Source organism: Streptomyces sp. 378 (assembly GCF_030124145.1).
Taxonomy (GTDB): Bacteria; Actinomycetota; Actinomycetes; order Streptomycetales; family Streptomycetaceae; genus Streptomyces.
This window is the reverse complement of the sequence record NZ_JASKMS010000021.1, coordinates 144,089-168,041: the sequence shown is the minus strand read 5'-3', so window position 1 is coordinate 168,041 and position 23,953 is coordinate 144,089. Positions and strand designations below refer to the sequence as shown.

Below are 23,953 nucleotides of genomic sequence, written 5' to 3'. Positions count from 1 at the left end.
CAGGGGGGACCCCCAGAGCACGCACCGAACGCCGCTCCTTCTCCCACGGAGATCCATCAGAAGCGGCCTAGGCCCGGTCGGCGGTGCGCCGGACCTTGCCGGTGGACGGTTCCTCGTCCGCCCGGTCCGGGCGCGGCTTGCGCGCGTGGACGGCCCTGCTGAGGCGGCGCCCCAGGAGCAGGTAGCCGATGAGCGCGCCCGTCGTGTTGAGGATGACGTCGTCGATGTCGAAGGCGCGTCCGGTGACCAGGGCGCCCTGCGCGAACTCCACGAGGAGCATCACGACCGCCGTCAGGAGCAGCACGCGCAGGATGCCACGGGTGCGGGGGGCGACCACCGGCACCAGGACGCCGAAGGGAATGCCGAGCGCGATGTTGCCGCCGATCTGTTTGACGGCGTCCCGCAGCTCGGGCTGGTCGAGATAGGCCTTGATGGAGCTGCCCGGCTGGAGATTGCTGTGGGTCAGCGCCTCCGAGGCGGGGGAGGGCTGCAGGGTCAGCCGGGCCAGCACCACGGCGAAGGCGACCATGAACAGGAACGCGCACAGTGTCGCCAGCAGCCGGACGGGCCACGGGAGCGGGCGTCGCTCGCTCCCCGACCCGGTGTTCCGGGGACGTGAGGCTGCACTGGCCATGAGGGGGTCCTCCAGTCTTCGACTGCCCTGCGTGACACGGCGGTTACCCCCGGGCGGGCCGACGATGCCGTGGGGGGCCGTTCTCGGTCCGTCCCCGACGAGGTCGCCGGGGACCGTTCCCACCCTCGGTTGCCCCGTGTTCGCCAGGGCACTCCAGGCCGGGAGCCGACGTGTGCCGCCCCGTTCGGAAGCCGATCAGCTCCCGTACGAGACCCGCACCTCCTTGAAGCCCAGGGAGCGCAGCAGGCCTTCGAGCATGTCGGTGGTGTTCGACTCGGCGCGTGCGGTCAGCTCGCTCTCCTTCGCCGCGTCGCCGATGTGCCGCACCGCGAGCTTCTGCACGGCCTGTTCGCCGTTGGGGTTGTCCGAGAAGAGGTCGCCGAGACGGTCGAGGAGACCGCGCTGCTTGGAGACCGCGTAGGAGCGGTCGGGGTCGAGGGCGGGCTCGCCCAGTCGGGCGTGGGGCAGCCGGAGCGTGGCGGACGTGCGGTCGTCGTTGACCTTCACGTCGTTCTCGCCGATCTTGCCGAGGTCGACATAGGCGTCGACGGTGCCCGCGCCGACGTACAGGGTGCGGGTGCCGCGGATCGCGTCGGGCAGCAGCTTGGCGTCCTTCTCCAGGTCCACGACGACCTGGAAGTTGCCGGAGGCCGCGTCGTAACGGCTGATGTCCTGGATGGACTTCAGCAGCGCGGGGCCCGACCGGTCCTGCGTCTCGGTGCCGAACAGGTCCTTCAGGCCCGGGAGCACGCTCAGCCGGAGCCCGGCGAAGAACACGACGAGCACCAGCACGAGCGCGGCCACCACCTTCGCCCAGCCGGGCATGCGCCCGGGGAGGCGCTTGACGGGAGTCGTCATGCGACGGCCCTCCTTCCTATTGTCCGGATGCCCGCCACGCCCCGGTCCAGACCGCCGAGTTGCGGATCGGGTGACTCGGCGGAAGCACGCGGGGCGCACTTCTCACGGGCGAGAGGTCGCCTCCGGCCGTTCCAGCGCCGCGTCCAGCGTCGGCTGCGGAGGCAGCACCCGGGACAGTCCGGTGATCCGCAGGACACGCAGGGTCAGCGGGTGGGAGCAGACCAGGAGCAGGTATCCCCGCCGGTCGAGCACCCGCGTGCGGGCCCGGTACAGCAGCCGCAGACCGGAGCAGTCGAAGAACTCGATCCCGCTGAGGTCGATCACGACCCGGGCGGCCGGGCGGTCCGTCTCCCGGTCCAGGTGCGGGGTGATCTCCGCGGCCGCGGCGAGATCGATCTCACCGCGGAACTCCAGCACCGTGTGCCCCCGTTCCTGGCGGACGCGCAGATGCCGGGTGAGCGGTGCAGGTTCCTGCCGCACGACGAGATCGCCTCCAGCCTGCTCCGTGCGTGGGGAGGGGCCACGGCTCAACGCCGTTCCCTGCCCTGCAAGTTACCCTCCATCGAGTGAATTTGAGCATGTTCGATTGACATATGTCTCCGAATTGCGGCCGAGTTGGCCGGTGTTCGCGCCGGGGTGTGCGCGGGAGCGTTCCGGGGGCGCGCTCAGGGGGTGGCGGGGTTACGACAGCGCGTGCCAGGCACTGGTGAGCGCCTGGCGGAACTGCTCCGTCTGGTGTGCCGTGAGGTCGCGCACCATCCGCTCCTCCAGCTCCCGGACCGGCCCGGCGTGCCGGGCGAGCAGCTCGCGGCCGGAGTCGGTGAGCAGGATCAGCAGCTCCCGGCGATTGCGGGGGTTGCGCTCCCGGCGCACCAGCCCGCGGCCCTCCAGGGAACGGACCAGGTCCGCGATCGACTGGGCGGTGACGAAGGAGTCGCGCGCGAGCTGGGCGGCGGACAGCCCGTCGTGGCGTTCCAGCACGGTGAGCGCCGTGTACTGCAGAGCGGTGATCCCGGACGGTCTGACCAGCTCGTCCAGATGCGAGCGCACGACGAGCTCCACTTGCTTGACCATGTAGAGCAGGGAAGGAGGCGCCTTGGTCACCGGTGAGTCGAGCATGGGGGCAGGCTAGACCATTGACAGGAAACCTGTCTGTAAAGAGACTGCGCACAGACAGGAATCCTGTTTGTTGAAATCTTGGCGACGACGCTGAGGAGTGGCGATGACCACCTTCGAGAGCACACCCGGGCAGCTGTTCATCGGGGGCCGATGGCGCGAGGCCGCCGACGGTGCGCGTACCGGGGTGGTCGACCCGTCCCGGGGCGCGGTCGTCACCACCGTGGCCGAGGCCGGTCCCGACGACGTCGACGCGGCCGTGCGCGCAGCCCGCGAGGCCTTCGACGACGGTGCCTGGTCCGGCCTGAGCGGGCGCGAGCGCGGCCGGGTACTGCACCGCGTCGCCGAGCTGATCCGGGAGAACGCCGACGAACTCGCCGCGCTGGAGAGCCTGGACGTCGGCAAGCCGATCACGCTGTGCGGCGCGGTCGACATCACCAACGCGGCCAACGACTACGAGTACTACGCCCATCTCGCCCAGAGCCAGGACGGCGCCCTGCGTGACCTCCCCATGAACGCCCTCGCCTACACCAGGCGCGAGCCCCTCGGTGTGGTCGCCGCGATCACCCCGTTCAACTTCCCGCTGATCCTGGCCGGTTCGAAGATCGCCCCGGCGCTGGCGGCCGGCAACACGGTCGTCCACAAGCCCGCCGACGAGACGCCGCTCAGCGCCCTGTACATGGCCCGGCTGCTCCAGGAGGCGGGCGTCCCGGACGGTGTGGTCAACGTCGTGACCGGCAGCGGCCCGGTGGCGGGCGAGGCGCTGTTGCGGCACCGCGGTGTCGACAAGGTCGCCTTCACCGGCTCCACCGCGATCGGCCGTCACGTGGCGAGCGTCGCCGGTGAGGCGCTCAAGCCCGTCACCATGGAGCTCGGCGGGAACGCCGCGCACCTCGTGTTCGAGGACGCCGACCTGGAGAAGGCCGTCGGCGCGGTCATCAAGGGCTTCGTCTTCAACACCGGTCAGTTCTGCATGGGCGGTCCCCGCCTGCTGGTGGCCCGCTCGGTGTATCCCACCCTGCTCGGCATCCTCGCCGAGGCCGTGCCCGGTGTGCCGGTCGGCGACCCGCGCGACCCGGCCACCGTCATCGGCCCGATGGCGGCCGAGAAGCACCTGAAGAAGGTCGAGGAGTACGTCGCCCTGGCCCGCAAGGAGGGCGCCCGCATCGTCTGCGGCGGGGAACGGCTCGACCTCGACGGCGGCTACTACTACAAGCCCACCGTCATCGCCGACCTGGCCAACGACTCCCGCGTCATCCAGGAGGAGATCTTCGGCCCGGTCCTCACCGTGCAGCCCTTCGACGACGAGGACGAGGCCGTCGCCCTCGCCAACTCCACGCCGTACGGCCTGGCCTCGGGCGTCCAGACCAGCCATCTCGCCCGCGCCCACCGGGTCGCCGACCGGCTCCAGGCGGGCATCGTCTGGATCAACGACTGGGCGATGCTCGACCCGGCGGTGCCCTTCGGCGGAGTGAAGGACTCCGGCTACGGCCGCGAATACGGGCCCGAGGCACTCGCCGGTTACACCAAGGTCAAGTCCGTCGTCGTCTCGCTCGACTGAGCACGTCAAGGAGTCATCGCGATGCCCACCACCACCCGTGCCGCGGTCGTCGAGTCCGGCGGCGCGCCCTTCACCCTCTCCGACGTCGTCCTCGACGAGCCCGGCCCGCACGAGGCGCTGGTCCGTATGGTCGCCACCGGCCTGTGCCACACCGACCTCGGGGTGGCCGGCGGCGGGCTGCCCTTCCCGCTGCCCGGGGTCCTCGGCCACGAGGGCGCCGGCGTGGTCGAGGCCGTCGGGCCGGCCGTCACCGGCGTCGCGCCGGGCGACCACGTCCTGCTCTCCTTCACCTCCTGCGGCGACTGCCGCAACTGCCGCGGCGGGCACCCCGCGTATTGTGCGACCTGGCTGCCGCTGAACCTGATCGGCGGCAGCAGGGCCGACGGGACGAGCACCATCAGCCGGGGCGGCGAGGCCCTGGGCGGCCACTTCTTCGGCCAGTCCTCCTTCGCCGAGCGGGCCCTGGCCGACGAGCGGAGCCTGGTCAAGATCGACCCGGACGTACCGCTGGAGTCGATCGCCCCGCTGGGCTGCGGTGTGCAGACCGGTGTCGGGGCCGTGTGGAACGTTCTCAAGCCCGAGACCGGCGGCACGGTCGTCGTCCTGGGCGCCGGAGCGGTCGGCCTGTCCGCCGTGATGGCGGCGGCCCTCACCCCGGCCACCAGGATCGTCGCCGTCGACCGGGTCGCCGAACGCCTGTCGCTGGCCGAGGAACTGGGCGCCACCCACACCGTCGACACCAGCGGCACGGACCTCGGCGCGGCCCTCGCCGACATCACCGGCGGGCAGGGGGCGGACGGCGTCGTGGAGACCACCGGCAACGTCGGCGTCCTGCGCCAGGGCGTCGACGCGCTCGCCGCCCGCGGCACCCTGGTCGTCGTTGGCGCCCCGCCCTTCGGCACGGAGGTCGCCCTGGACGTCAACGGCCTGCTCGGCGGCAAGCGGATCGTCGGTCTCACCCTCGGCGACAGCGAGACCCGGACCATGATTCCGGCCCTGGTCCGCCTGGTGAAGGACGGACGACTCCCGCTGCACCGCCTGATCAGCACCTACCCCTTCGGGGACATCGACCGGGCGGCCCAGGAGATGAGGTCGGGCAAGACCATCAAGCCGGTCCTGACGTTCTGACACCGCCGTGGCCGCCGCCCCCGGGGACCGGCGCCACGGCCCGCGTCCGCGACCGGACCGGACACGACCGCCGCGCCGACCCGCCGCCGGGGGAGCGGCGGCCGGGGACGCCTCGGGTGGGGCCCGCCTCGGTGTGGACATCTGCCCGCACCTCGTCCGCGAGGACCACGGCAGCCACCTGGCCAACAGCGTCGCGCGCCGACGCGTCGTCCCGCCCTCCCGGGACGGCGGCCAGGCCCGGTACATCGAGCAGCCCGTCCCCGAGCGGGGCGCCGCCGGCACCGCCCCCCCCGGCGCCTGGGCACTGGAGCGCCTCGACGCACCGCTCACTCCGGCCGACCGCTCCGGTCACGCCCGGATGAGCCGGCGCACCTTCGCCCGCCGCTGCCACGACGAGGTGGATCTCAGCCCGGGCCGCCGGCTGATCCGGCAACGCGTGGCCCGGGCCCGGCATCTGCTGGAGTCCAGCAATCTGACGGTCAATCAAATCGCGGGCGGGGTGGGCTTCGCGGCCGGAGCCTCCCTGCGCCGGCATCTGAACGCGGCGATCGAGGCCTCCGCCGCAGGCCTGCCGCCGCACGTTCCGGACCGCCCGCCGGCGGCCGGTGCACCCGCGCGACCTGGCAAGCGGCCAATTCCACTGGGAGCAAAGCCATTTGTCGACCCGTTGCCTTCTCTCGGAGCGTGACGGAACCCTCACCTCCGGCGGGCGGGCGCGGTTGATCCTTTGGGGTCGAAACCCGATAAGGTTCCCATCGGCGCTGCGAGTTGACGCGATCGCGTCCGGTCGACCCGCAGTGCGTACTCATGAGTGCGGTCCACACCCCCCCTGTTGATTCGTGTTGCTTCGAAGGATGCAGATGGAACTCGCCACTCCGCCACCGGCGGCGCGGGCCCCTGTCGCCTGGTACAGCTGGTGGTTGTTGCCGCTGGGACTGGGAGGCGGGACCGTTGCCGCCACGTTCATGAGCTCGGAGCGAATAACCGCGGCCGTCGCCGGAGTCGCGGCGACGGCGGCCGGTGCCGTGTGCGTACGCCTGCTGCTGCGCACCCGGGCCCAACTGCACCGGGCGGAGGGTTCCTTCCGCACCACGCAGGCCGAGCACAACCAGCAGTGGCAGCAGCATGTGGCGGCCCTGGAACGCAAGTTCGCCGCCGAGCGCGCCACCCTGGAGTCCCAGCTCAACGAGCAGAACGCGACGTACGAGCGGCGTCTGGCCGACCAGAGCGCCACGTACGAGACGCAGCTCGCCGACCGGTCCCGGGCCTATGAGGAACGGCTGACCGAGCAGGCCACCTCCTACGAGGCCCAGCTCGCCGACCAGGCCGCGGTCTGGCAGGAGCAGCTCTCCCACCAGCTCGCCGCGGTCGCCCGGCTCGCCGACGAGCAGCTGCCCGACGCGATGGAGAAGCTGCGTGCCGGCGATGCCATCGACGACCTGCTGCCCACGGTCAACCAGTGCGCCAAGGTCAGTTCGGAGCTCCAGACCGAACTGCGCAAGTTGCTGCGCACCTCCCTGATCGGCCTGGAGGCGGAGTTCGACCGCTCCACCTCCGCCGAGCAGGCGGTGATCAGCATCGGCAACCGCATCCACGTCCTGACCAGCAAGCTCCGTGGCCGTCTGCACGAGATGCAGGGCGAGCACGGCCGCCTGCCGGCCGTCGCCCGAGGCCTGATGGAGCTCGACCAGGAACTCGGCCCCGCCGACTCCCTCGCCGCGAGCATCGGTGTGCTCGGCGGCTCGGACCGGCCCGGCCGGCAGTGGCAGGAGGCACAGCGGCTGCTGAGCGTGGTGCGCGGCGGCATCGGCCGTATCAAGGACTTCCACCGGATCCAGGTGCGCCACCTGCCCGAACTCGGCGTCGACGGCGGTCTCGTGGACCACCTCACGCTGATCCTGGCCCACCTCCTGGACAACGCGGCCCGCTACTCGCCGCCCACCGAGCCGGTGCTCATCTCCGGCAAGGAGGTGCCCAACGGGGTCGGCATCGAGATCCAGGACTCCGGCAAGGGCCTGAGCGAGGAGAAGAAGCGCGAGGCCGAGCACGCCCTCGCGGGCACCGCGCCCGGCGCGGGCCTCGGCGGCATCACCGAGGACGCCAACATCGGTCTCCGGGTCGTCGGCGCCCTCGCCCGCCGCTACGGCATCCGCGTCACCTTCGCGGATTCGCCGTGGCTCGGCACGTCCGTGGTGATCGTGGTCCCGCACAAGTACTTCACTCCCCTGCCCACGGCCGCGACCGCACCGGCCGCGACCGCACCGGAGGTCCGCACCGCCACGGCCGTCCCGGCCTCCGAGACGGTCATCGCGCCGGCCCCACCGGCCGCGCAGGCCGAGAGCGGGGAGACCACGCCCGGCGGGCTGCCCCGGCGCCGCAGCAAGCGGAACGAGACGGAGGCGTCGAAGCAGGCCGGGCGGACCGAGCGGGGAACCGTCGCGGCCGTCCCGCCGGACGCGTCCTTCTCGGGACTCGCCGCCTTCGCCACCGCCGGACGCGACACGGCGGAGGCCTTCCCGGCGGCCGACGAACGCGACACCGTCGCCGGCCGCGAGTACACCGAGCACCGCACCGAAGAGAGCGATCAGTCCTCATGACGCAACAAGGAACAGACGTGAGCTGGGCGCTCCGCGATCTCGTCGAGAGCATCCAGGAGATCCGTTTCGCCCTGGTGGCCTCCAGCGACGGCAAGGCCATCACCTCCTACGGCGCCGAAGACCCCGACGACGTCGACCGCTTCGCCGCCGTGGTGGCCGGCCTGCAGGCCCTGGCCCAGCCGGTCGCCGAGCAGTTCCCCAAGTACGCCGGGCAACTGCGGCTCGCGATGATCGAGGTGGACGGCGGGCACCTCTTCGTCGTGCGCGCGGGTGTGGAGACGTACCTCGGTGTCCTCGCCAGGGAAGGCCTCGACCAAGGCCTGCTCGGACACCAGATGAGGGACCTGGCCCGCAGGATGGGTGAGCTCCTCGGTACCACTCCGCGCCAGGAGGAGCACTCTGGATGAGTGCTCCCCGCAGGCCGTCGGACCCGTCCGGTCTCGAGCGCTACTACGTCCTCACCGGAGGGCGCAGCGGACCGGGCGGTTCGGCGTCGAGCCTCGACGTGGCGACCCTGGTGGTCTCCCGCGCCGCCCCCTTACCGGGCATGCAGCACGAGCACGAGGAGATACTCCGCCGCTGCCGCGACCCGCTGTCGGTCGCCGAACTCGGCGCTCATCTCGGGCTCCCCTTCAACATTCTCGCGGTGCTGCTGTCCGACCTGCTGGACGCAGGTCGCGTCGAAGCCCGTAATCCCATCCCGGCACACGAAGCCGGCCGCGGGCCCGACCTCGCGCTCCTTGAGGAGGTACTCAGTGGACTTGAAAGGCTTTGACCAACCCGGAGGCTCGGCCGGGGACACCCGTTCGGTGAAGGTGATGATCGCCGGCGGGTTCGGCACCGGGAAGACCACCATGGTCCGGTCGGTCAGCGACATCAAGCCGCTCACCACCGAGGAGACCCTCACCCAGGCCAGTGCCGACGTCGACCATCTCATCGGCGTCGCCGACAAGACGCAGACCACCGTCAGCCTGGACTTCGGCAAGATCGGCATCAACGAGAGCCTGGTGCTGTACCTGTTCGGCACGCCCGGGCAGGAGCGCTTCTGGTTCCTGTGGAACGGGCTGTTCAAGGGGGCGCTCGGCGCGATCGTCCTGGTGGACACCCGGCGTCTGGAATCCAGCTTCCGGGCGATCGAGGAGATGGAGCGGCAGGACGTCCCCTTCGTCGTGGCGCTGAACGTCTTCCCCGACTCCCGGAACTACCCCGTCGAGGAGATCCGGGACGCCCTGGACATCCCCGAGAACACCCCGGTGGTGACCTTCGACGCCCGCGACCGGGCCTCCAGCCGGGATGTCCTGGTCGCCCTGATCCACCATCTGAAGGAACGCTCGGCCGTGGCCCTGGAGCCCCGATGAACGACTCGACCGAAGCCGGCCTCCAGGCCATGCGCGGCTGCCCCGTCGCCCACCACGGGGCCGACCTGGCCCGGCTGTACGGCCCGGACGCCGCCACCGACCCGGCGGGCATCTACGAGCGGCTGCGCAAGGAACACGGTTCGGTCGCGCCGGTCCTGCTCGAAGGGGACGTGCCCGCGTGGCTGGTCCTGGGCTACCGCGACAACCGGCGGGTGCTCGACAATCCCCGCCAGTTCAGCCGGGACGCGAGGATCTGGCGGGACTGGGCCGAAGGGCGCGTCGAGGAGACCTCGCCGCTCATCCCGATGATCGGCTGGCGGCCGGACTGCGTGTCGCAGGACGGCGAACCGCACCGCAGGCTGCGTGCGGCCGTCACCGACGGGCTCCAGGCGGCGGCGGCCCGCGGCATCCGGCGCCACGCGACCCGCCTCGCGAACAAGCAGATCGACGCGTTCGCGGACACCGGCCGGGCCGACCTCGTCTCGGACTACGCCGAGTACCTGCCGATGCTCGTGCTCTCGCGCATCCTCGGGCTCCCCGAGGCGGAGGGGCGCGACCTCGTCGAGTCCTGCGCCCACGTCCTCAAGGGTGGTGAGGACGCCCTCGCGCACAACGAGCGCATCATGGTGATCCTCGGCGAACTGGCCGAACGCAAGCGCGCCGAGCCCGGCGGCGACTTCACCACCGCCCTGCTGGGGCACGCGGCCGGTCTCGACGAGGAAGAGGTGGTCAGCCATCTGCGTCTGGTGCTGATCGCCGCGCACACCACGACCAGCAACCTGCTGGCCCGCGTGCTGCAGATCATCCTCACCGACACCGCCCGGCTGTCCGGACTGATCAGCGGTCAGCTGAACATCTCCGCCGTGGTGGAGGAGGTCATGTGGAACAGCCCGCCGCTGGCGGTGCTGCCGGGCCGGTTCGCCGCGAGCGACCTGGAGCTCGGAGGACACCGGATCCAGGAGGGCGACCTGCTGGTACTGGGCCTCGCGGCGGGCAACACCGACCCCGAGATCCGGCCGGACACGGGCGTCTCGGTCCAGGGCAACCAGGCGCACCTGGCGTTCAGTTCGGGTCCGCACGAGTGCCCCGGGCAGAGCATCGGCCAGTCCATCATCGAGATCGCGGTGGACGTCCTGCTGCACCGCCTGCCGGGCCTGACGCTGGCCGTGCCCCCGGAGGAGCTGACCTCGACCGCCTCCACCTGGGAGTCGCGGCTGGACAGTCTGCCGGTGGAATTCGCCGTATAGGGCCGCCAGGTGGGGCCCGGCCGGACGCCCGGCCGGGCCCCACCCGGTCATATGGTCAGCAGGTCGTCCACCGAGCCGCGCCCGGCCTCTTCGGCCGTGGCCACCGCGCCCTGCTTCGCCGCCGCGTAGCGGCCGGTCGTCAGGGCCCACTCGTAGTTGCCGTTGATCCAGTGCTGGATGGCCTCCACCCCCATCCGCACCCGGTCCCGCTCCGCGTCGTCGAGCCGCAACTCGTCGCACATCCCGGGAACGCTCTCCTGGAGTTCGAGGTACTCGTCGAGACAGCCGATCGTCATCCGGTACGCCTCGTCGACGGCCTCCTGCCAGGAACAGCCCCGTTCCCGGCGGAGCACGGCGATGAGGTTGTGGCCGTCGCCGCGGCGCTTCTCCCGCTCGAAGGAGTGGATGTCGTTCATGAACCCGATGGTGTCCGCCGCCAGATCGCGCATCCGCTCCATCACCGGATGCGCCATCGCCTGAGCCGGCACCTCGAAGCCGCGACTGCGCTCACCCGCGTCGATGCTGTGGTGGATGCCGACCGTACGGCGCCGGAAGGCCGTGTACTCGTCGAGCGCGAGCGTTCCCTCCAGGCCCCGGGCGGCCAGGTCGACCTCCTCGCAGTGCGCGACGAGGAACCTCCCCCAGGAGGCGGCGAACCGTGTCTGCCATGTCAGGGACATGCCATGCGAGAGACGGTTCCACACCTCGGTCCAGGCGAGGGATATCGGACAGACCACCCGGGGCGGACTGCCCGCCGGGCGCAGGGGAGTGGCGATCAGCTCCCGGGCGACCTCCGCTATGCGGTCGGCCCGGTCCGGCCGGCCGACATCGAACTGGTCGTCGAAGAGGAAGGCCAGGGAGAACCAGTTCATCAGGACGACCATGTCCTCGGCCGACGCGTGGGGATAGGTCCGGGCGGCGGCCAGGGGCAGGTCCCATGACCTGTACTCCTCGAACCCCTCCCGGCTGCGGACCAGGCGCATCTCCCACACCCAGCGCAGATGCCGCGCCCGGGCGAACTCCAGATGCTCACTGACGGGTGTGTCGAAGGGGAGGTCGAACCGGACGTCCTGAGGCATGTGCTTCCTTTCGGGAGACGGACCGCAGAGCCCCCCGTCCCTGCGAGCGGACGGTGCCATGACCGGCCGCGCACTCGAACTCGGCTTCGCACGGCGAACGTTGAATCGAGAAGCGGTACGAGACTGCCCACGGCGCGAATCGGCCATTCCGTGACAATGCCGTGATCTCGGTTACTGCGAAAGGCGCTCGAGCTGCGTACACTGCCTCCTCCCTCACGGGGCACGGCCTGTCCGCCGAGCCTCCGGCGCCCGGGACGCCACACTGGTCCGAGTCCGTTCGACGACTCGCCAGGAGGCCACCGCGATGACGTCCGCACGCGTTCGCAGCGCCGAGCAGCGCAGGAAGGACACCCTGCACCGCCTGGACCGCGACGTGGACGCCTGGGTCGCCACGGCGGACGGCGCGACGGGGACTCCGTACCTCGTCCCGCTGTCCTTCCTCTGGAACGGCTCGTACCTGCTCTTCGCCACACCCGCGTCCAGCCCCACCGGACGGAACCTGGCCGGGTCCGGCCGGGCCCGGGTGGGCATCGGGCCGACCCGTGACGTCGTCCTCGTCGAGGGCACCGTCGAGACGGCGCAGCCCGGCGAGCTGACCGGGCAGGACGCCGAACTCTTCGCCGCCAAGACCGGGTTCGACCCCCGTAGGCTCGCCACGTCGTACCTGTACTTCCGGGTCGTGCCGCGGCGGATCCAGGCCTGGCGGGAGGCCGATGAGCTCGAGGGCCGCGAACTCATGCGCGACGGACGGTGGTTGCCGACCGACTGAATCGGCCGGTCCGGGATATCCGCAAGATACGGGTCCGCGGGGCACGACCGCCTTGCGACCGGAATCCTGCGGAGGAGACATGGCACTGGTGAAAGCGGGGGTCCTCGTGCTCGACTGTGCCGAGCCCGAGAAGCTCGCCGTGTTCTACAAGGAACTGCTGGAGGGGGAGGAGTCGGACGTCACCGCCAACCGGGTGGAGATCAAGACCGCCGACGGCTTCCGGGTCGCACTGCGCCGGGACGTCAATGCCACTCCGCCCAGCTGGCCGCGCCCCGAGAACTCCCTCCAGGCCCACCTGGAGTTCGTGGTCGACGACCTCGACGCGGTAGAACGCCGCGTCATCAGCCTCGGCGGCCGCCCTCTGGAGGCCAAGGAGCCCTCGGGCCCGCTGGAGGAGCGCGGCTACGCCGACCCGGCGGGTCACTCCTTCATCGTGCGCCGCACCGCACCGACGACACCCAAGCAGGGCTGACCGCGCCGCGCACCCCGCGCCGCGAGGTCCGGCGGGCGAGCAGCCATGGACCCGCGCACCGGGGCGCGCCCCGCACGCACACGACCGGGGCGGACGGCCGGACGCACAGCACTGCCCCGCCCGGCAGAGGCCGGGCGGGGCAGTCGCGGTATCAGTCCCGGCCGGCAGAGGCCGGGCGGGGCCGTCGTGGTGTCAGTCCCGGCCGCCCTTCTCACCGGCCGGCCACGTGCCGGTCGAACGCTCGATGGCCTTGGCGCCCGCGCGGTCCACGGCGCTGCGCACCACCCCGAAGAGGGCGCCCTGGATCGCGGCGGCCAGGAGCACTTCGCCCCAGCCGCGGTCCTTGTCCAGCGCGTCGGGCGCGTCCTCCTCGTGCCGGATCGCCATCCACGTCTTGCGGAAGGCCAGCCCGGCCAGCCAGCCGCCCGACCAGCCGAGAACGAACCCGAGGGGCTGGTACGCGAGGGACATCTTCTTCTTCGCCACGAGAACTCCTTGATCGCTGAGGGGAATGAAAGGGGTCAGGGGGTGTGCGCCGCCGGGATCCGCTCCTCGGCGCGGACCGGCCCGGGCGGTGTGCCGTCACCGAACGGTCGGCCGCCCAGCTCCTCACGCCGGTGCGGGGTCAGCCAGCCGGACAGATCCGGGCCCAGCGGCACGATGCCGGTCGGGTTGATGCCCGTGTGCACCTGGTAGTAGTGGCGCTTGATGTGGTCGAAGTCGACGGTGTCGCCGAATCCCGGCGTCTGGTACAGGTCGCGGACGTACGCCCACAGCACCTGGTTCTCCGTCAGCTTCCAGCGGTTGCACTTGAAGTGGCCGTGGTAGACGGCGTCGAAGCGGACCAGCGTGGTGAACAGCCGGATGTCCGCCTCGGTGATCGTGTCGCCGACGAGGTACCGCTGCCGTTCCAGCCGGGCCGCGAGCCGCTCCAGCCGCCGGAACACACCCGCGCAGGCGGCCTCGTACTCCTCCTGCCCGGTGGCGAAACCGGCACGGTAGACGCCGTTGTTGACGTCCTCGTAGACGTCCGCCATCACTTCGTCGATCTCGTCACGCAGCGCGTCCGGGTACAGGTCGGGCGCGCCGTCGCGGTGCAGGGCCCTCCACTCGGTCGCGAGATCGAGGGTGAGCTGCTGGTAGTCGTTGGTCACCAGCTGCCCGCTGGGCACGTCCACCATCGCCGGCACGCTGACACCGCCGGGGTAGTCGCTCTCGCGGCGGTCGTAGGCCTCGCTGAGGTAGCGGATGCCGAGGACCGGGTCGCGGCCGTCCTCGTCCAGCGTGAAGCGCCAGCTGCGGTCGTCCTGGATCGGGTCGGCGACGGCCAGGGACAGGGCGTCCTCCAGGCCGAGCAGCCGCCGGGAGACCAGCGACCGGCTCGCCCACGGGCAGGCCCGGCTGACGACCAGACGGTAGCGGCCGGCCTCCACCGGCCAGCCGTCCCGGCCGTCGGCGGTGATGCGGTCCGCGAAATGCGCCTTGGAGCGTTTGAACGCCCTCCTTCCGTAGCCGGTGTTGCCGTCGTCGCCGTCGTCGCGGCTCATGGGGGTGACCTCCTTGCCGTACGTGGACCCTGGTGAACGCGTTCCCCGTTTTCCGCGGACGGCACGGTGTGAGCACCGCCGACCGGGGCAATCGGCGGAAGTGAGTGATGAGGGAAGTGATCGCAGGACACGCGTCACCGTGCTGGTGGCGCTCGCGGCCAATCTGGTGATCGCGGTGGCCAAGGCCATCGGCGGACTGGCAGCCGGGTCGCCGGCTTTGCTGTCCGAGGCGGCCCACTCGGTGGCCGACAGTCTGAACGAGGTGTTCCTGCTCGCTGCGCTGCGCCGCAGCCGGCGCCCCGCCGACCGGCGTCATCCCTTCGGCTACGGCAAGGAGCGCTTCTTCTGGTCGCTCCTCGCGGCCGTCGGGATCTTCGTCATGGGCGGCTGTTTCTCCTTCTTCCAGGGTTTCGAGGCCCTGACGAGTGGGGCGGAGGAGGATCTCGACGGCTATGTCGCCGGCCTGATCGTCCTCGGGATCGCCCTCCTCGCGGAGGGCGGTTCGCTGGTGCGGGCGCTGTACCAGGTGCGCGGGCAGGGAGGAGCGGGTGCGGGCATGCGCGATCCGGCCCTGCGGACGGTCGTCGCCGAGGACGGCACCGCGGTGCTCGGCGTCACCCTGGCCATGGTGGGCATGGCGCTGCACATGGCCACCGGCCAGGTGGTGTGGGAGGCGTCGGCCTCCCTCGCGATCGGCGCGCTGCTGGTCTACGTGGCCTTCCGGCTGGGCCGTGAGGCTCGTGACCAGCTGATCGGCGAGGCGGCCGACCCGGAGTCGAGCGGGCGGATCGAGGCGCTGCTGCGGGCCCAGCCGGAGATCGACAGTGTGGAGGCGCTGTTCACGATGAAGACCGGCCTCGACACGGCCCTGGTGGCCGCCCGCGTCGACCTGGTGCCCGGTCTGGACAGCGAGCGCGTGGAGGAGGTCGCCGTGCGCATCAAGCGGTCCATCGCCCATACGGTGCCCGAGGCGGACCAGATATTCCTCGATGTGACCGACCGGCCCGCCCGTGAGGCAGCGGAAAGCCCCGCCGCGACGGGGGAACGCGGCGGGGCCTGAATCTCGCGTGCCCCGCCGGTGCCGGTTCACACACCCGGGGGAGGAAGATTCTTCCGCCGGCTGCCCGCACGGGCAGCCGGCCCCGCGTCAGCCGGTCTCGTCCGCCTCCAGGACGAACACCGGGATGTCCCGGTCCGTCTTCTTCTGGTAGTCGGCGTAGGCCGGGTAGGCCGCGACGGCCCGCTCCCACCACGCCGCCTTCTCCTCGCCCGTGACCTCACGGGCGGTCATGTCCCGCTTCACCGGACCGTCCTGGAGTTCCACGTGCGGGTCGGCCCGCAGGTTGAAGTACCAGACGGGATGCTTCGGCGATCCGCCGAGGGAGGCCACCGCGGCGTAACGCCCCTCGTGCTCCACGCGCATCACCGGCGTCTTGCGCAGTTTGCCGCTCCTGGCGCCCCGTGAGGTCAGGATGACGACCGGCATCTTCGAGCCCTGCAGTGTCGTCCCCTCCGTACCGCCGGAGCTCTCGTACAGCTCCACCTGCTTGCGCACCCACTGCGTCGGGCTGGGTTCGTACTCGCCTTCGAGAGGCATGACATCCGTCCCATCGTCGCGTCCGCGGCTCATTGCCACCTGTCTTCAACACCCGTACGGCCCGGAATCATCCGCCCCGGTGGATCCGGCCGGAAACGGAGCCTCACCCGGGCGCGAGCGCCATCCGCGCGGCCAGAGCGGTCATCACCGCGCTCGCCGCCAGTGCCGTCGCCAGTCGGCCCCGATGGCCGGTCAGCGCGCGGCCCAGCAGGGCCCCGCTTCCGGCCAGCAGCACCTGCCAGCTCGCGGAGGCGGCGAAGGCGGCCAGCACGAACACGCCCTGCGCCAGCGGACCGGCGGGGCCCGTGGCCTGGGAACCGAGCACCAGGGCCGCGAAGTAGATGACCGTGGTGGGGTTCAGGAGAGTGATGCCCAACAGGCCCAGATAGGCCCGGGCGGGGCCCGGGGGAGCGGGGGCGGTGCGGGTCGCGAGCCGGTGGCCGCGGTACGCACGCAGCGCGGTGACCGCGCCCCATGCCGCCAGGGCGAGCAGCACCAGCACGCAGACCCACCGCAGCGGCCCGAGCACCGGCCGCAGCGCGGATGCCAGGGCCGTGCCGCCCAGGGTGGCGGCGAGGGCGTAGAGCCCGTCAGCGGTGGCGACACCGAGCGCGGCGCAGACACCGGTGCGCAGGGAGGTGCGGGCGGTGAGGGACACGAGGTAGGCCCCGACGGCACCCACGGGTACGGCGATGCCGTACCCGGCGAGCAGCCCCGCGACGAGTGCGGCGGTCATGACCGGGGCGGCGTCGGTCCTCCCCGGCGGCCGGACCGCTGCTGTCGGCGCGCGGCGGAAGCGGCGGCGGACAACGGCGGGAGAACGGTGAACGTAGGCATGGCCGGATCCTGAGGCCTGGCCCGCCGCACCGACAACCGGTTTTCGCATCGGCGTCGCCGTGCCCGCGCCCGGGCCGGGACATCGATCCGGTGACGGGGGCACAGCCTCGGACGGTTCGAATGGTCGCCGCGTCCGCGCCCGGGCCGGGACATCGATCCGGTGACGGGGGCACAGCCTCGGACGGTTCGAATGGTCGCCGCGTCCGCGCCCGGGCCGGGACATCGATCCGGTGACGGGGGCACAGCCTCGGACGGTTCGAATGGTCGCCGCGTCCGCGCCCGGGCCGGGACATCGATCCGGTGACGGGGGCACAGCCTCGGACGGTTCGAATGGTCGCCGCGTCCGCGCCCGGGCCGGGGCACCGATCCCGCGACAGGGGCACAGCCCGGCCGGTTCGAACGGGAAGACGGCACTCCCCGGCCATGTTGACGCCGCGACCGATCTGGCCGAACTTCGCGTCGCCTCATAGGTGCCTGGGGCATCTAATGAAGATCGGCACGACGCACTACTCGTCTGCGAGGTCTTCATGACGGACACGACCGCACCCGTCGCCTTCCCTCAGAGCCGGACCTGCCCCTACCACCCTCCCGCCGCCTACGACGCACTGCGCGCCGAGCGCCCTCTGACCCGCATCACCCTCTTCGACGGCAGTGAGGCCTGGCTCGTCACCGGGCACGCCACCGCCCGCGCGCTGCTGGCCGACCCGCGCCTTTCGTCCAACCGCGACCGGCCCGGCTTCCCCGCCCCCACCCAGCGCTTCGCCGGGATCCGCAACCGCAGAACCGCCCTGCTGGGCGTCGACGATCCCGAGCACCGTGCCCAGCGGCGGATGGTCGTCGGGGACTTCACCCTCAAGCGGGCCGTCGAACTCCGGCCACGTATCCAGCAGATCGTGGACGAACGGCTCGACGCGATGATCGCCGAGGGCCCGCCCGCGGACCTGGTGAGCGCCTTCGCGCTGCCGGTGCCGTCCATGGTGATCTGCGCCCTGCTCGGCGTCCCGTACACCGACCACGACTTCTTCGAGGCCCAGTCGCGACGGCTGCTGCGCGGCCCGGAGACCGCCGACGTCCTCGACGCCCGGGACCGGCTGGAGACGTACTTCGGCGAGCTGATCGACCGCAAGCGGCAGGACCCCGGCACCGGCCTGCTGGACGATCTGGTCCACCGGCAGCCGCGCGCGGGCGGCCTGGACCGCGAGGGCCTGATCGCCATGGCACTCATCCTGCTGGTCGCGGGCCACGAGACGACCGCCAACATGATCTCGCTCGGCACCTTCACCCTGCTCCAGCACCCCGAACGGCTCGCCGAACTGCGCGCCGACCCGCGGCTGCTGCCCGCCGCGGTCGAGGAGCTGATGCGGATGCTGTCGATCGCGGACGGCATGCTGCGCCTGGCCGTCGAGGACATCGAGGTGGCCGGGACGACCATCCGTGAGGGTGAGGGCGTGGTCTTCGCGACCTCCGTCATCAACCGTGACGAGACGGTCTACCCGGAGCCGGACAGGCTCGACTGGAGCCGCCCGGCCCGTCACCACGTCGCGTTCGGCTTCGGCATCCACCAGTGCCTCGGTCAGAACCTCGCCCGTGCCGAGCTGGAGATCGCCCTGCACAGCCTCTTCGACCGGCTTCCCACCCTGCGCCTGGCCGCCCCGGCCGAGGAGATCCCCTTCAAGCCGGGCGACACGATCCAGGGGATGATCGAACTCCCCGTGACCTGGTAAGAGGCTTCCGCACATGCGCATCGGCATCGACAAGGACGTCTGCATCGGCGCGGGGCAGTGCGCTATGACCGCCCCGGACGTGTTCACCCAGGACGACGACGGCTACAGCGCCCTGCTGCCGGGCGGGGAGGACAGCGGCAGCCCGCTGCTGCGGGAGGCGGCCCGCGCCTGCCCGGTCGGCGCCATCACCGTGTCCGGGACGGCGACCTGAGGCCGGACGTCACACGGCGTCCAGGAGTCGCCGGGCCGCCTCGCGCGCCTCTGCCGCGGGCTCGGCGCTCCTGGTGACACCCGCCGTGACCATGGCACCCTCGGCCAGCAGGAACAGCTGCCCGGCCGCCGCGCCGGGCAGCCCCGCGTCCGACACGAGCGAGCCGAGGTATTCCCGGAACGCCCGCTTGTGAGCGCGGACCTGGGCGGCCACGCCCGCCGACGTGGCGCCCAGCTCGCCGTACGCGTTGATCCAGGCGCAACCGCGGAAGCCCGGCTCGCCGAACCACTCGCCGAGCCAGTCGAAGACGGCCAGGATCCGCGCCCGGGGCTCCTCGTGCCGCTCGACGTAGGCGGCCAGCTGCCCGCGCCAGCGCGCGTCGCGCCGTTCCAGGTACGCCTCCACGAGTTGTTCCTTGGCCGGGAACAACTGGTAGAGCCGCTTGAGCGAGACGCCGGAGGCGCCGCGCACCTCGTCCATGCCGACCGACCGCACACCCCGTCCGTAGAACAGTTCCTCGGCGGCGTCCAGCACCCGCTCCCGGGCCAACGCTCTGTCCATGGACGTCCCTCCTTGACGCGAGAACGAGCGTTCTCCTACCGTAGCAGCCATCTGGAGAACGCTGGTTCTCCCTCGCTGACCGGGAGGAACCATGACCGACCGCCCGCCGCTGCCGCCCTTCACCCGCGAGAGCGCCGCACAGAAGGTCCAGGCCGCCGAGGACGCCTGGAACACCCGTGACCCGCACAAGGTCTCCCTCGCCTACGCTCCGGATTCCGTCTGGCGCAACCGCGACACCTTCGTCACCGGCCGCGCCGAGATCGTCGCCTTCCTGACCCGCAAGTGGGAACGCGAGCAGGAGTACGCGCTGCGCAAGGACCTGTGGGCCTTCGACGGCAACCGCATCGCCGTTCGCTTCCAGTACGAGTGCCGCGACACCGACGGGCAGTGGTGGCGCTCCTACGGCAACGAACTGTGGGAGTTCGACGAGCACGGCCTGATGGCCCGCCGGGAGGCGAGCATCGACGACGTGCCGATCGAGGAGAGCGAGCGCCGCATCCACGGTCCCCGGCCGCAGGCCGAACGGGGAGACATGTTCCCCCTCCGGTGAACCCGGGGGAGTCGCTAGGGTCTCCGGGATGACCGAACAGGCCGCCGCCCGAAAGCCCTTCCTCTACGTCGTCGTCTGCGCCGCCGGCGTCGCCACCGACGTCGGCGAACTGATCACCGCCGCGCAGGAACGGGACTGGGAGGTGGGCGTCATCGCGACACCCGTCGCCATGAACGGCTTCTTCGACACCGCCGCCGTCGAGGCGCGGACGGGCCGCCCGATCCGCTCCGCCTGGCGTACCCCCGGCGCGCCGCGCCCGTTCCCGGCGCCCGACGCCGTGGTGGTCGCGCCCGCCACCTTCAACACCGTCAACAAGTGGGCGGCCGGCATCGCCGACACCCTCGCCCTGGGCACCCTGTGCGAGGTCGCGGGCCTCGGCGTGCCGATCGCCGTCCTGCCGTGCGTGGCCGACACCCTGGCCACCCACCCCGCCTACCGGGACAGCCTCGAACGACTGGGCGGGATGGGCGTGCGGTTCGGCGAGCCGTACACGGGAGAGCCGGGACAGGGCGGCGGGCGTCCGGAGTTCGGGTGGGAACGGGCCTTGGACCTGATCGCACGCGGCTGACGGCCGGGCCCGCTCGCCCACCGGCCCCCGGACACAACGGTGATGACGCCCCGTCAGGCGGCCTGACGGGCCGCGTCTTCGAGCACACACGAACACGTACGCTCGCCGTGGAACCCTCCCGACGGCAGGAGCAGCAACGATGCAGTACGTGCAGCTCGGTTCCACGGGCCTGGACGACGCGGTGGCCGCCGTGGAGATCGGGCTGAGCGACAAGGAGCTGGAGGAACTGCGGAGCCCGTACGGCCCACACCCCCATCGCCGGGCACTGAGCGGGGTCGTCGCAGATCAGTGCGGCCCCTGCGGCGCGAACTCCGTTCCGCAGGGACCCGCCCCCTCGCTCTCCGCCAGTTCCACCCTCGCGCCGCTCATCGCCAGCGTCCGGTAGAACCGTCCGATCCGCTCCGCCGACCGTCCCACGTAGTGCCCGATGAAGGACCGTCGGAACCGCTCGGCCGCCCGGTTCGGCTGCGACCCGTGCACCAGGCTCCCGTTGAAGAACAGGACGTCCCCCGGCGCCATGTCCACCGGCACCGGCGCCAGGCCGGCCGGCGGCGGAACGTACTCCCGGGCGAAGGACACCTCCGAGTCGGCGAGCTCGGGGCAGAACAGGTCCATCAGATGCGTGCCGGGCACGACCTCCAGACCGCCGTTCTCCCGGTCGATCACATCGCAGGCCACCCATGCCGCCACGCACGTACCCGGCTCCACCCGCAGATAGAAGTTGTCCTGGTGCAGCGCCTGTCCCCGGGCCCCCGGCGGCTTGAAGTAGAACATGCTCTGCGCGGCCAGCACCTCCTCCCCGACAAGTGCCTCGAGGACCGTCCGCAGCCGGGCGTCCAGCAGGACCGCGCGCGCGAGGTCGTTGATCTCGTGCGGATGCATCACCCGGGGCCACACGTGCAGCGGGTCGGCGCCCGGCGTGTCCGCCGCGCGCGGCTCGAAGTGCCCGGGGACCGGGCCGGCCGCCCGCAGGGCCGCGAACTCGCCGCACAGCCGATCGATCTCGTCACCCCCGAAGAGTCCGCGTACCACCGTGAAACCGTCCTCCTCGAAACCCTCCCGGTACCGCCGGAGCCCGGCGGGGTCCAGGATGGAAGCGCCGATGGCGCCATGGCCCGTGACTGTCATGAACACACTCCTCGGTTCGGTGTCCTCGGTCCGGAACGCTAGGCCGCCCGGCCGCCGAGGAGGATGCCCGTGCGTGCTGACCGATTGCCCGACACCGCTGAGCTGGGAGACGCCAACGGTGCCGGGGACCCGGCTCCGCCGCCCGGGCTGGTCGTGGTCGGACACTTCGACCAGGCGCCGGGCTACGGCGTCACCCGGCCGCACGGCTCCCCGAGCTGGCTCTTCACCTGGACCACCGGAGGCCGGGGGCACCTGTGGCAGGGCGGTGTGCGGACCTCGGCCGGCGCGGGGGACCTGGTCGTGCTCGCGCCGGGCGTCCCGCACGGCTACGGGGTCGAGGCCGGGGCCCGCAACTGGCGGTTCTGGTGGGCGCACTGCCAGGCCCGCCCGTCCTGGACCGCGTGGCTGCGGCCGTACGACACCGGCGACGGGGTGTACGCGGTCACCTCCGCTCCGGCCGGGGTGCACGGCCGCGTCGGGACGGCGTTCCGGCGGATGCACGCCGACGCCCGCTGGACCGGCACCGGAGCACCGCCCGATGCGACGTCACCGGACGGGCAGGTCGCCGTGGCCCACGGCAGCGCGGCGCGCGAACTGGCCCTGAGCGCACTGGAGGAGATCGTCCTCCTCACCACCGCCGGTGCCCGGCCGGCGGCACCCCGGCCGGGACTCGACGCACGGATCCGCCGCGCCCAGGAGCTGATCGACGCCGACCCGGGCGCCCCGCACACCGTCCGTTCGCTCGCCCGAGAGGTCGCTCTGTCGCCGTCCCGGTTCGCCCATCTGTTCAGCCGGCAGCTCGGCCGGCCACCCATGCGTGCCCTGCGCGAGGCGCGGCTGCGCCACGCCGCCCGGCTGCTGGAGAACACCGATCTGCCCGTGCAACGCGTCGGCGCGGCCTCGGGTTTCGCCAGTCCCTTCCACTTCAACCGCGCCTTTCGCGAGCGCTACGGTGCACCTCCCGGGGCGTACCGCCAGACGCACGGCGGCCCGCCCGGCTGAGCGCCGCTAATGGTTCCGCGGGAGGTGCCGAAAGGGCGGCGCGGAAAGGCGGCCGACGGTGTGAGCTGCTGTGCGGGGCCCATCCCAATGGTTTCCGGCCCGGCTTCCGGAAACGGACAAAATGTGAGCCGCTAAAGGAAGCGGACCGTACGGAAAAGATTTTCCCTCGACTGATTGACACTTTGTCAAAAGGCGCTGGCCTGGCACGCAATGCACGAAACCGTGACATCACTTGTTCCTGGTCCCTGACTTGTGCAAAGGTGTGCCGTGTCGGCGTGTCCCCACACGCCTTTCTTCGTATGCGCGAGGCCGCCGGGTCGGCATACCCCTTGGTACGGACTTTTATTCCGCAGGTCCTTGAGAGGAATGCAGCCGTGAAAGACGCAGGCCCGTCGAATTCTCCGGCCTCGGCCCGCGGGCTCGGCGCGACGGACGAGCAACTGAGCGCGGAGCTCAGGAAGTGGACCGGGGCGACGCCCGCGCTCCAGCCCGTCGGCGAACTGCTGGACCGGCACTGGGAGGCGGCCTTCGCCTACGCCCGGCTGTGCACCGACGGTCCCCGCTCGGCGGGAATTCTCACCACGGCCGCGTTCACCCGGCTCTTCGGCGAGACCCTCCGTCAGAACGGCCCGACCTCCGCCTGGCGGCCCCATCTGCTCGTCACCGTACGGCGTATCGCGGCCGAGTGGGCCGTCGACCATCGGCACGACATGCTCCACCCGGAGCTCCTCTCCGGAACCGGGGACAGGGAGCGGCCCACCGCCCGTCTGCTGCCGCCGCAGCACCGGCGACTGCTGTCCGGCGCGTTCCAGCGGCTGCCCCAGTCCGCCCGCTGTCTGCTGTGGCATGTCGAGGTCGAGGCCGAACCGCTCACCGCCCCGGCCGGGTTGCTCGGCCTGGACGAGGAGGGCGCGCGGGTCGAACTGGGCCGGGCCCGGGACCGGCTGCGTGAGGAGTGCCTCCAGCTGCACCGCGAACTCGCCCCCGACGAGGAGTGCCGGCGCTATCTGCGTCTGCTCGACGTGACGTACCGTCGCGGCGGTCGCGGCATCGACCCCGATCTACGCGCGCACATCGAGGGCTGCGGACACTGCAGCGCCACCGCCGACCAGCTCGACCAGTTCAACCACGCCCTGGGTGTCGCCCTGGCGGAAGGGGTACTGGGCTGGGGCGGCCGGGGCTACGCGGAGAGCCGCGCGGGCGAGGTGGGGGAGAGTGCCGGCGGCGGGCGTGCCGGGAAGCGGGGACGGCCCCGGGAAGCGGCCGGTGCGGCCCCTGCCGTTGCGGCACGCGACCTGTTCCCGGACCCGGTGGCTCTGGCACGCGAGGTCTTTCCGGACCCGGCCGGTGTGACGCACGAGATCATCCCGCCCCCGGCCGGAAGCGCACGTGAGGTGGTCCCGGACGCG

The 23,953-nt window shown here is 71.8% G+C and carries 26 protein-coding genes and 2 pseudogenes; 17 read left to right on the top strand and 11 right to left on the bottom strand.

The features are described 5' to 3' along the window. Positions 1–67: 67 nt before the first annotated feature. From QNO09_RS26485 to QNO09_RS26470, 4 genes are all read right to left on the bottom strand, one after another. Positions 68–634 carry a VanZ family protein gene (locus QNO09_RS26485; protein ID WP_283972754.1) on the bottom strand — a complete coding sequence of 189 codons (567 nt, stop codon included), beginning with the start codon at positions 632–634 and terminating at the stop codon, positions 68–70. A gap of 195 nt (positions 635–829) precedes the next feature. Continuing rightward, entirely contained in the window at positions 830–1,492 is a 663-nt protein-coding gene (locus tag QNO09_RS26480) for a DUF4230 domain-containing protein (protein WP_283972753.1), read from the bottom strand. 102 nt (positions 1,493–1,594) lie between these two features. Next, a complete protein-coding gene (locus tag QNO09_RS26475) occupies positions 1,595–1,972 on the bottom strand; it encodes an anti-sigma factor antagonist (protein WP_283972752.1) in 378 nt (125 codons plus the stop codon). A gap of 201 nt (positions 1,973–2,173) precedes the next feature. After that, positions 2,174–2,611 carry a MarR family winged helix-turn-helix transcriptional regulator gene (locus tag QNO09_RS26470; RefSeq protein WP_283972751.1) on the bottom strand — a complete coding sequence of 146 codons (438 nt, stop codon included), beginning with the start codon at positions 2,609–2,611 and terminating at the stop codon, positions 2,174–2,176. Between the two features lie 103 nt (positions 2,612–2,714). Between QNO09_RS26470 and QNO09_RS26465 the strand changes: the two genes are divergently transcribed. The 8 genes and pseudogenes from QNO09_RS26465 to QNO09_RS26430 all read left to right on the top strand — a co-directional run bounded on the left by QNO09_RS26465 (position 2,715) and on the right by QNO09_RS26430 (position 10,499). Continuing rightward, positions 2,715–4,169 carry an aldehyde dehydrogenase family protein gene (locus QNO09_RS26465; RefSeq protein ID WP_283972750.1) on the top strand — a complete coding sequence of 485 codons (1,455 nt, stop codon included), beginning with the start codon at positions 2,715–2,717 and terminating at the stop codon, positions 4,167–4,169. A 21-nt stretch (positions 4,170–4,190) separates the two neighbouring features. Further along, entirely contained in the window at positions 4,191–5,297 is a 1,107-nt protein-coding gene (locus QNO09_RS26460; RefSeq protein WP_283972749.1) for an NAD(P)-dependent alcohol dehydrogenase, read from the top strand. Positions 5,298–5,409: 112 nt separating this feature from the next. Further along, positions 5,410–5,893 (top strand): annotated as a pseudogene (locus QNO09_RS26455) (helix-turn-helix domain-containing protein); the annotation flags it as partial. 264 nt (positions 5,894–6,157) lie between these two features. Beyond that, positions 6,158–7,894, top strand: a complete 1,737-nt coding sequence (locus QNO09_RS26450; protein ID WP_283972748.1) for a sensor histidine kinase — start codon at positions 6,158–6,160, stop codon at positions 7,892–7,894. Continuing rightward, positions 7,891–8,301: a roadblock/LC7 domain-containing protein gene (locus QNO09_RS26445; RefSeq protein WP_283972747.1), complete on the top strand. Its 411-nt coding sequence runs from the start codon at positions 7,891–7,893 to the stop codon at positions 8,299–8,301. Before QNO09_RS26450 ends, QNO09_RS26445 begins: the two co-directional genes overlap by 4 nt. Then, on the top strand, positions 8,298–8,669 hold the full coding sequence (locus QNO09_RS26440) for a DUF742 domain-containing protein (RefSeq protein ID WP_030845180.1): 372 nt from the start codon (positions 8,298–8,300) through the stop codon (positions 8,667–8,669). The genes QNO09_RS26445 and QNO09_RS26440 overlap by 4 nt, the downstream gene beginning before the upstream one ends. Continuing rightward, complete coding sequence (locus tag QNO09_RS26435; RefSeq protein WP_283972746.1) at positions 8,650–9,252, top strand: GTP-binding protein; 603 nt, start codon at positions 8,650–8,652, stop codon at positions 9,250–9,252. Before QNO09_RS26440 ends, QNO09_RS26435 begins: the two co-directional genes overlap by 20 nt. Beyond that, the gene (locus QNO09_RS26430) at positions 9,249–10,499 is read left to right on the top strand and encodes a cytochrome P450 (RefSeq protein WP_283972745.1); all 1,251 of its coding nucleotides are present in this window, start codon (positions 9,249–9,251) and stop codon (positions 10,497–10,499) included. The genes QNO09_RS26435 and QNO09_RS26430 overlap by 4 nt, the downstream gene beginning before the upstream one ends. A gap of 47 nt (positions 10,500–10,546) precedes the next feature. Here QNO09_RS26430 and QNO09_RS26425 read toward each other — a convergent pair whose 3' ends face one another. Then, the gene (locus QNO09_RS26425) at positions 10,547–11,578 is read right to left on the bottom strand and encodes a 7-epi-alpha-eudesmol synthase (protein WP_283972744.1); all 1,032 of its coding nucleotides are present in this window, start codon (positions 11,576–11,578) and stop codon (positions 10,547–10,549) included. A gap of 304 nt (positions 11,579–11,882) precedes the next feature. On the opposite strand from QNO09_RS26425, the gene QNO09_RS26420 reads away from it, so the two are divergent. Both QNO09_RS26420 and QNO09_RS26415 read left to right on the top strand, forming a co-directional pair. Next, the gene (locus QNO09_RS26420) at positions 11,883–12,347 is read left to right on the top strand and encodes a pyridoxamine 5'-phosphate oxidase family protein (RefSeq protein ID WP_283972743.1); all 465 of its coding nucleotides are present in this window, start codon (positions 11,883–11,885) and stop codon (positions 12,345–12,347) included. A 79-nt stretch (positions 12,348–12,426) separates the two neighbouring features. Continuing rightward, positions 12,427–12,819 (top strand): VOC family protein, encoded by a 393-nt coding sequence (locus tag QNO09_RS26415; RefSeq protein WP_283972742.1) that lies wholly within the window; start codon positions 12,427–12,429, stop codon positions 12,817–12,819. 192 nt (positions 12,820–13,011) lie between these two features. Here QNO09_RS26415 and QNO09_RS26410 read toward each other — a convergent pair whose 3' ends face one another. Both QNO09_RS26410 and QNO09_RS26405 read right to left on the bottom strand, forming a co-directional pair. Then, entirely contained in the window at positions 13,012–13,290 is a 279-nt protein-coding gene (locus QNO09_RS26410) for a DUF4235 domain-containing protein (RefSeq protein ID WP_283972760.1), read from the bottom strand. Between the two features lie 50 nt (positions 13,291–13,340). Further along, entirely contained in the window at positions 13,341–14,366 is a 1,026-nt protein-coding gene (locus tag QNO09_RS26405; protein WP_283972741.1) for a glutathione S-transferase family protein, read from the bottom strand. Positions 14,367–14,505: 139 nt separating this feature from the next. Here QNO09_RS26405 and QNO09_RS26400 point away from each other — a divergent pair, with 139 nt between their 5' ends. Then, positions 14,506–15,426, top strand: coding sequence for a cation diffusion facilitator family transporter (locus QNO09_RS26400; protein ID WP_502962347.1), 921 nt, complete (start codon positions 14,506–14,508; stop codon positions 15,424–15,426). An 87-nt stretch (positions 15,427–15,513) separates the two neighbouring features. Here QNO09_RS26400 and QNO09_RS26395 read toward each other — a convergent pair whose 3' ends face one another. Both QNO09_RS26395 and QNO09_RS26390 read right to left on the bottom strand, forming a co-directional pair. Next, a complete protein-coding gene (locus QNO09_RS26395) occupies positions 15,514–15,963 on the bottom strand; it encodes a nitroreductase family deazaflavin-dependent oxidoreductase (RefSeq protein WP_283972739.1) in 450 nt (149 codons plus the stop codon). A gap of 103 nt (positions 15,964–16,066) precedes the next feature. Further along, on the bottom strand, positions 16,067–16,699 hold the full coding sequence (locus QNO09_RS26390; protein ID WP_283972738.1) for a LysE family transporter: 633 nt from the start codon (positions 16,697–16,699) through the stop codon (positions 16,067–16,069). A 628-nt stretch (positions 16,700–17,327) separates the two neighbouring features. Here QNO09_RS26390 and QNO09_RS26385 point away from each other — a divergent pair. Together QNO09_RS26385 and QNO09_RS26380 are read left to right on the top strand one after the other, a co-directional pair. Beyond that, positions 17,328–18,524: a cytochrome P450 gene (locus QNO09_RS26385; protein ID WP_283972737.1), complete on the top strand. Its 1,197-nt coding sequence runs from the start codon at positions 17,328–17,330 to the stop codon at positions 18,522–18,524. 13 nt (positions 18,525–18,537) lie between these two features. Beyond that, a complete protein-coding gene (locus tag QNO09_RS26380) occupies positions 18,538–18,735 on the top strand; it encodes a ferredoxin (protein ID WP_283972736.1) in 198 nt (65 codons plus the stop codon). Positions 18,736–18,744: 9 nt separating this feature from the next. On the opposite strand, the gene QNO09_RS26375 is transcribed toward QNO09_RS26380, so the two are convergent. Then, positions 18,745–19,296 (bottom strand): TetR/AcrR family transcriptional regulator, encoded by a 552-nt coding sequence (locus QNO09_RS26375; protein ID WP_283972735.1) that lies wholly within the window; start codon positions 19,294–19,296, stop codon positions 18,745–18,747. A gap of 91 nt (positions 19,297–19,387) precedes the next feature. On the opposite strand from QNO09_RS26375, the gene QNO09_RS26370 reads away from it, so the two are divergent. Beyond that, entirely contained in the window at positions 19,388–19,846 is a 459-nt protein-coding gene (locus QNO09_RS26370; protein ID WP_283972734.1) for a nuclear transport factor 2 family protein, read from the top strand. Between the two features lie 28 nt (positions 19,847–19,874). Then, a complete protein-coding gene (locus QNO09_RS26365; RefSeq protein ID WP_283972733.1) occupies positions 19,875–20,414 on the top strand; it encodes a flavoprotein in 540 nt (179 codons plus the stop codon). Positions 20,415–20,699: 285 nt separating this feature from the next. Here the strand turns inward: QNO09_RS26365 and QNO09_RS26360 are convergent, their stop codons facing one another. Next, positions 20,700–21,542 carry a phytanoyl-CoA dioxygenase family protein gene (locus QNO09_RS26360; protein ID WP_283972732.1) on the bottom strand — a complete coding sequence of 281 codons (843 nt, stop codon included), beginning with the start codon at positions 21,540–21,542 and terminating at the stop codon, positions 20,700–20,702. A gap of 63 nt (positions 21,543–21,605) precedes the next feature. Here QNO09_RS26360 and QNO09_RS26355 point away from each other — a divergent pair, with 63 nt between their 5' ends. Together QNO09_RS26355 and QNO09_RS40045 are read left to right on the top strand one after the other, a co-directional pair. After that, positions 21,606–22,544: a helix-turn-helix domain-containing protein gene (locus QNO09_RS26355; protein ID WP_283972731.1), complete on the top strand. Its 939-nt coding sequence runs from the start codon at positions 21,606–21,608 to the stop codon at positions 22,542–22,544. 374 nt (positions 22,545–22,918) lie between these two features. Then, positions 22,919–23,842: pseudogene (locus tag QNO09_RS40045) on the top strand (RNA polymerase sigma factor); the annotation flags it as partial. Positions 23,843–23,953 lie beyond the last annotated feature (111 nt).

Coding starts and splice junctions, on each gene's coding strand:
- QNO09_RS26485 (WP_283972754.1), bottom strand. CDS start 634: ATGGCCAGTGCAGCCTCACGTCCCCGGAACACCGGGTCGGGGAGCGAG.
- QNO09_RS26480 (WP_283972753.1), bottom strand. CDS start 1,492: ATGACGACTCCCGTCAAGCGCCTCCCCGGGCGCATGCCCGGCTGGGCG.
- QNO09_RS26470 (WP_283972751.1), bottom strand. CDS start 2,611: ATGCTCGACTCACCGGTGACCAAGGCGCCTCCTTCCCTGCTCTACATG.
- QNO09_RS26465 (WP_283972750.1), top strand. CDS start 2,715: ATGACCACCTTCGAGAGCACACCCGGGCAGCTGTTCATCGGGGGCCGA.
- QNO09_RS26460 (WP_283972749.1), top strand. CDS start 4,191: ATGCCCACCACCACCCGTGCCGCGGTCGTCGAGTCCGGCGGCGCGCCC.
- QNO09_RS26450 (WP_283972748.1), top strand. CDS start 6,158: ATGGAACTCGCCACTCCGCCACCGGCGGCGCGGGCCCCTGTCGCCTGG.
- QNO09_RS26445 (WP_283972747.1), top strand. CDS start 7,891: ATGACGCAACAAGGAACAGACGTGAGCTGGGCGCTCCGCGATCTCGTC.
- QNO09_RS26440 (WP_030845180.1), top strand. CDS start 8,298: ATGAGTGCTCCCCGCAGGCCGTCGGACCCGTCCGGTCTCGAGCGCTAC.
- QNO09_RS26430 (WP_283972745.1), top strand. CDS start 9,249: ATGAACGACTCGACCGAAGCCGGCCTCCAGGCCATGCGCGGCTGCCCC.
- QNO09_RS26425 (WP_283972744.1), bottom strand. CDS start 11,578: ATGCCTCAGGACGTCCGGTTCGACCTCCCCTTCGACACACCCGTCAGT.
- QNO09_RS26420 (WP_283972743.1), top strand. CDS start 11,883: ATGACGTCCGCACGCGTTCGCAGCGCCGAGCAGCGCAGGAAGGACACC.
- QNO09_RS26415 (WP_283972742.1), top strand. CDS start 12,427: ATGGCACTGGTGAAAGCGGGGGTCCTCGTGCTCGACTGTGCCGAGCCC.
- QNO09_RS26410 (WP_283972760.1), bottom strand. CDS start 13,290: ATGTCCCTCGCGTACCAGCCCCTCGGGTTCGTTCTCGGCTGGTCGGGC.
- QNO09_RS26405 (WP_283972741.1), bottom strand. CDS start 14,366: ATGAGCCGCGACGACGGCGACGACGGCAACACCGGCTACGGAAGGAGG.
- QNO09_RS26395 (WP_283972739.1), bottom strand. CDS start 15,963: ATGCCTCTCGAAGGCGAGTACGAACCCAGCCCGACGCAGTGGGTGCGC.
- QNO09_RS26390 (WP_283972738.1), bottom strand. CDS start 16,699: ATGACCGCCGCACTCGTCGCGGGGCTGCTCGCCGGGTACGGCATCGCC.
- QNO09_RS26385 (WP_283972737.1), top strand. CDS start 17,328: ATGACGGACACGACCGCACCCGTCGCCTTCCCTCAGAGCCGGACCTGC.
- QNO09_RS26380 (WP_283972736.1), top strand. CDS start 18,538: ATGCGCATCGGCATCGACAAGGACGTCTGCATCGGCGCGGGGCAGTGC.
- QNO09_RS26375 (WP_283972735.1), bottom strand. CDS start 19,296: ATGGACAGAGCGTTGGCCCGGGAGCGGGTGCTGGACGCCGCCGAGGAA.
- QNO09_RS26370 (WP_283972734.1), top strand. CDS start 19,388: ATGACCGACCGCCCGCCGCTGCCGCCCTTCACCCGCGAGAGCGCCGCA.
- QNO09_RS26365 (WP_283972733.1), top strand. CDS start 19,875: ATGACCGAACAGGCCGCCGCCCGAAAGCCCTTCCTCTACGTCGTCGTC.
- QNO09_RS26360 (WP_283972732.1), bottom strand. CDS start 21,542: ATGACAGTCACGGGCCATGGCGCCATCGGCGCTTCCATCCTGGACCCC.
- QNO09_RS26355 (WP_283972731.1), top strand. CDS start 21,606: ATGCCCGTGCGTGCTGACCGATTGCCCGACACCGCTGAGCTGGGAGAC.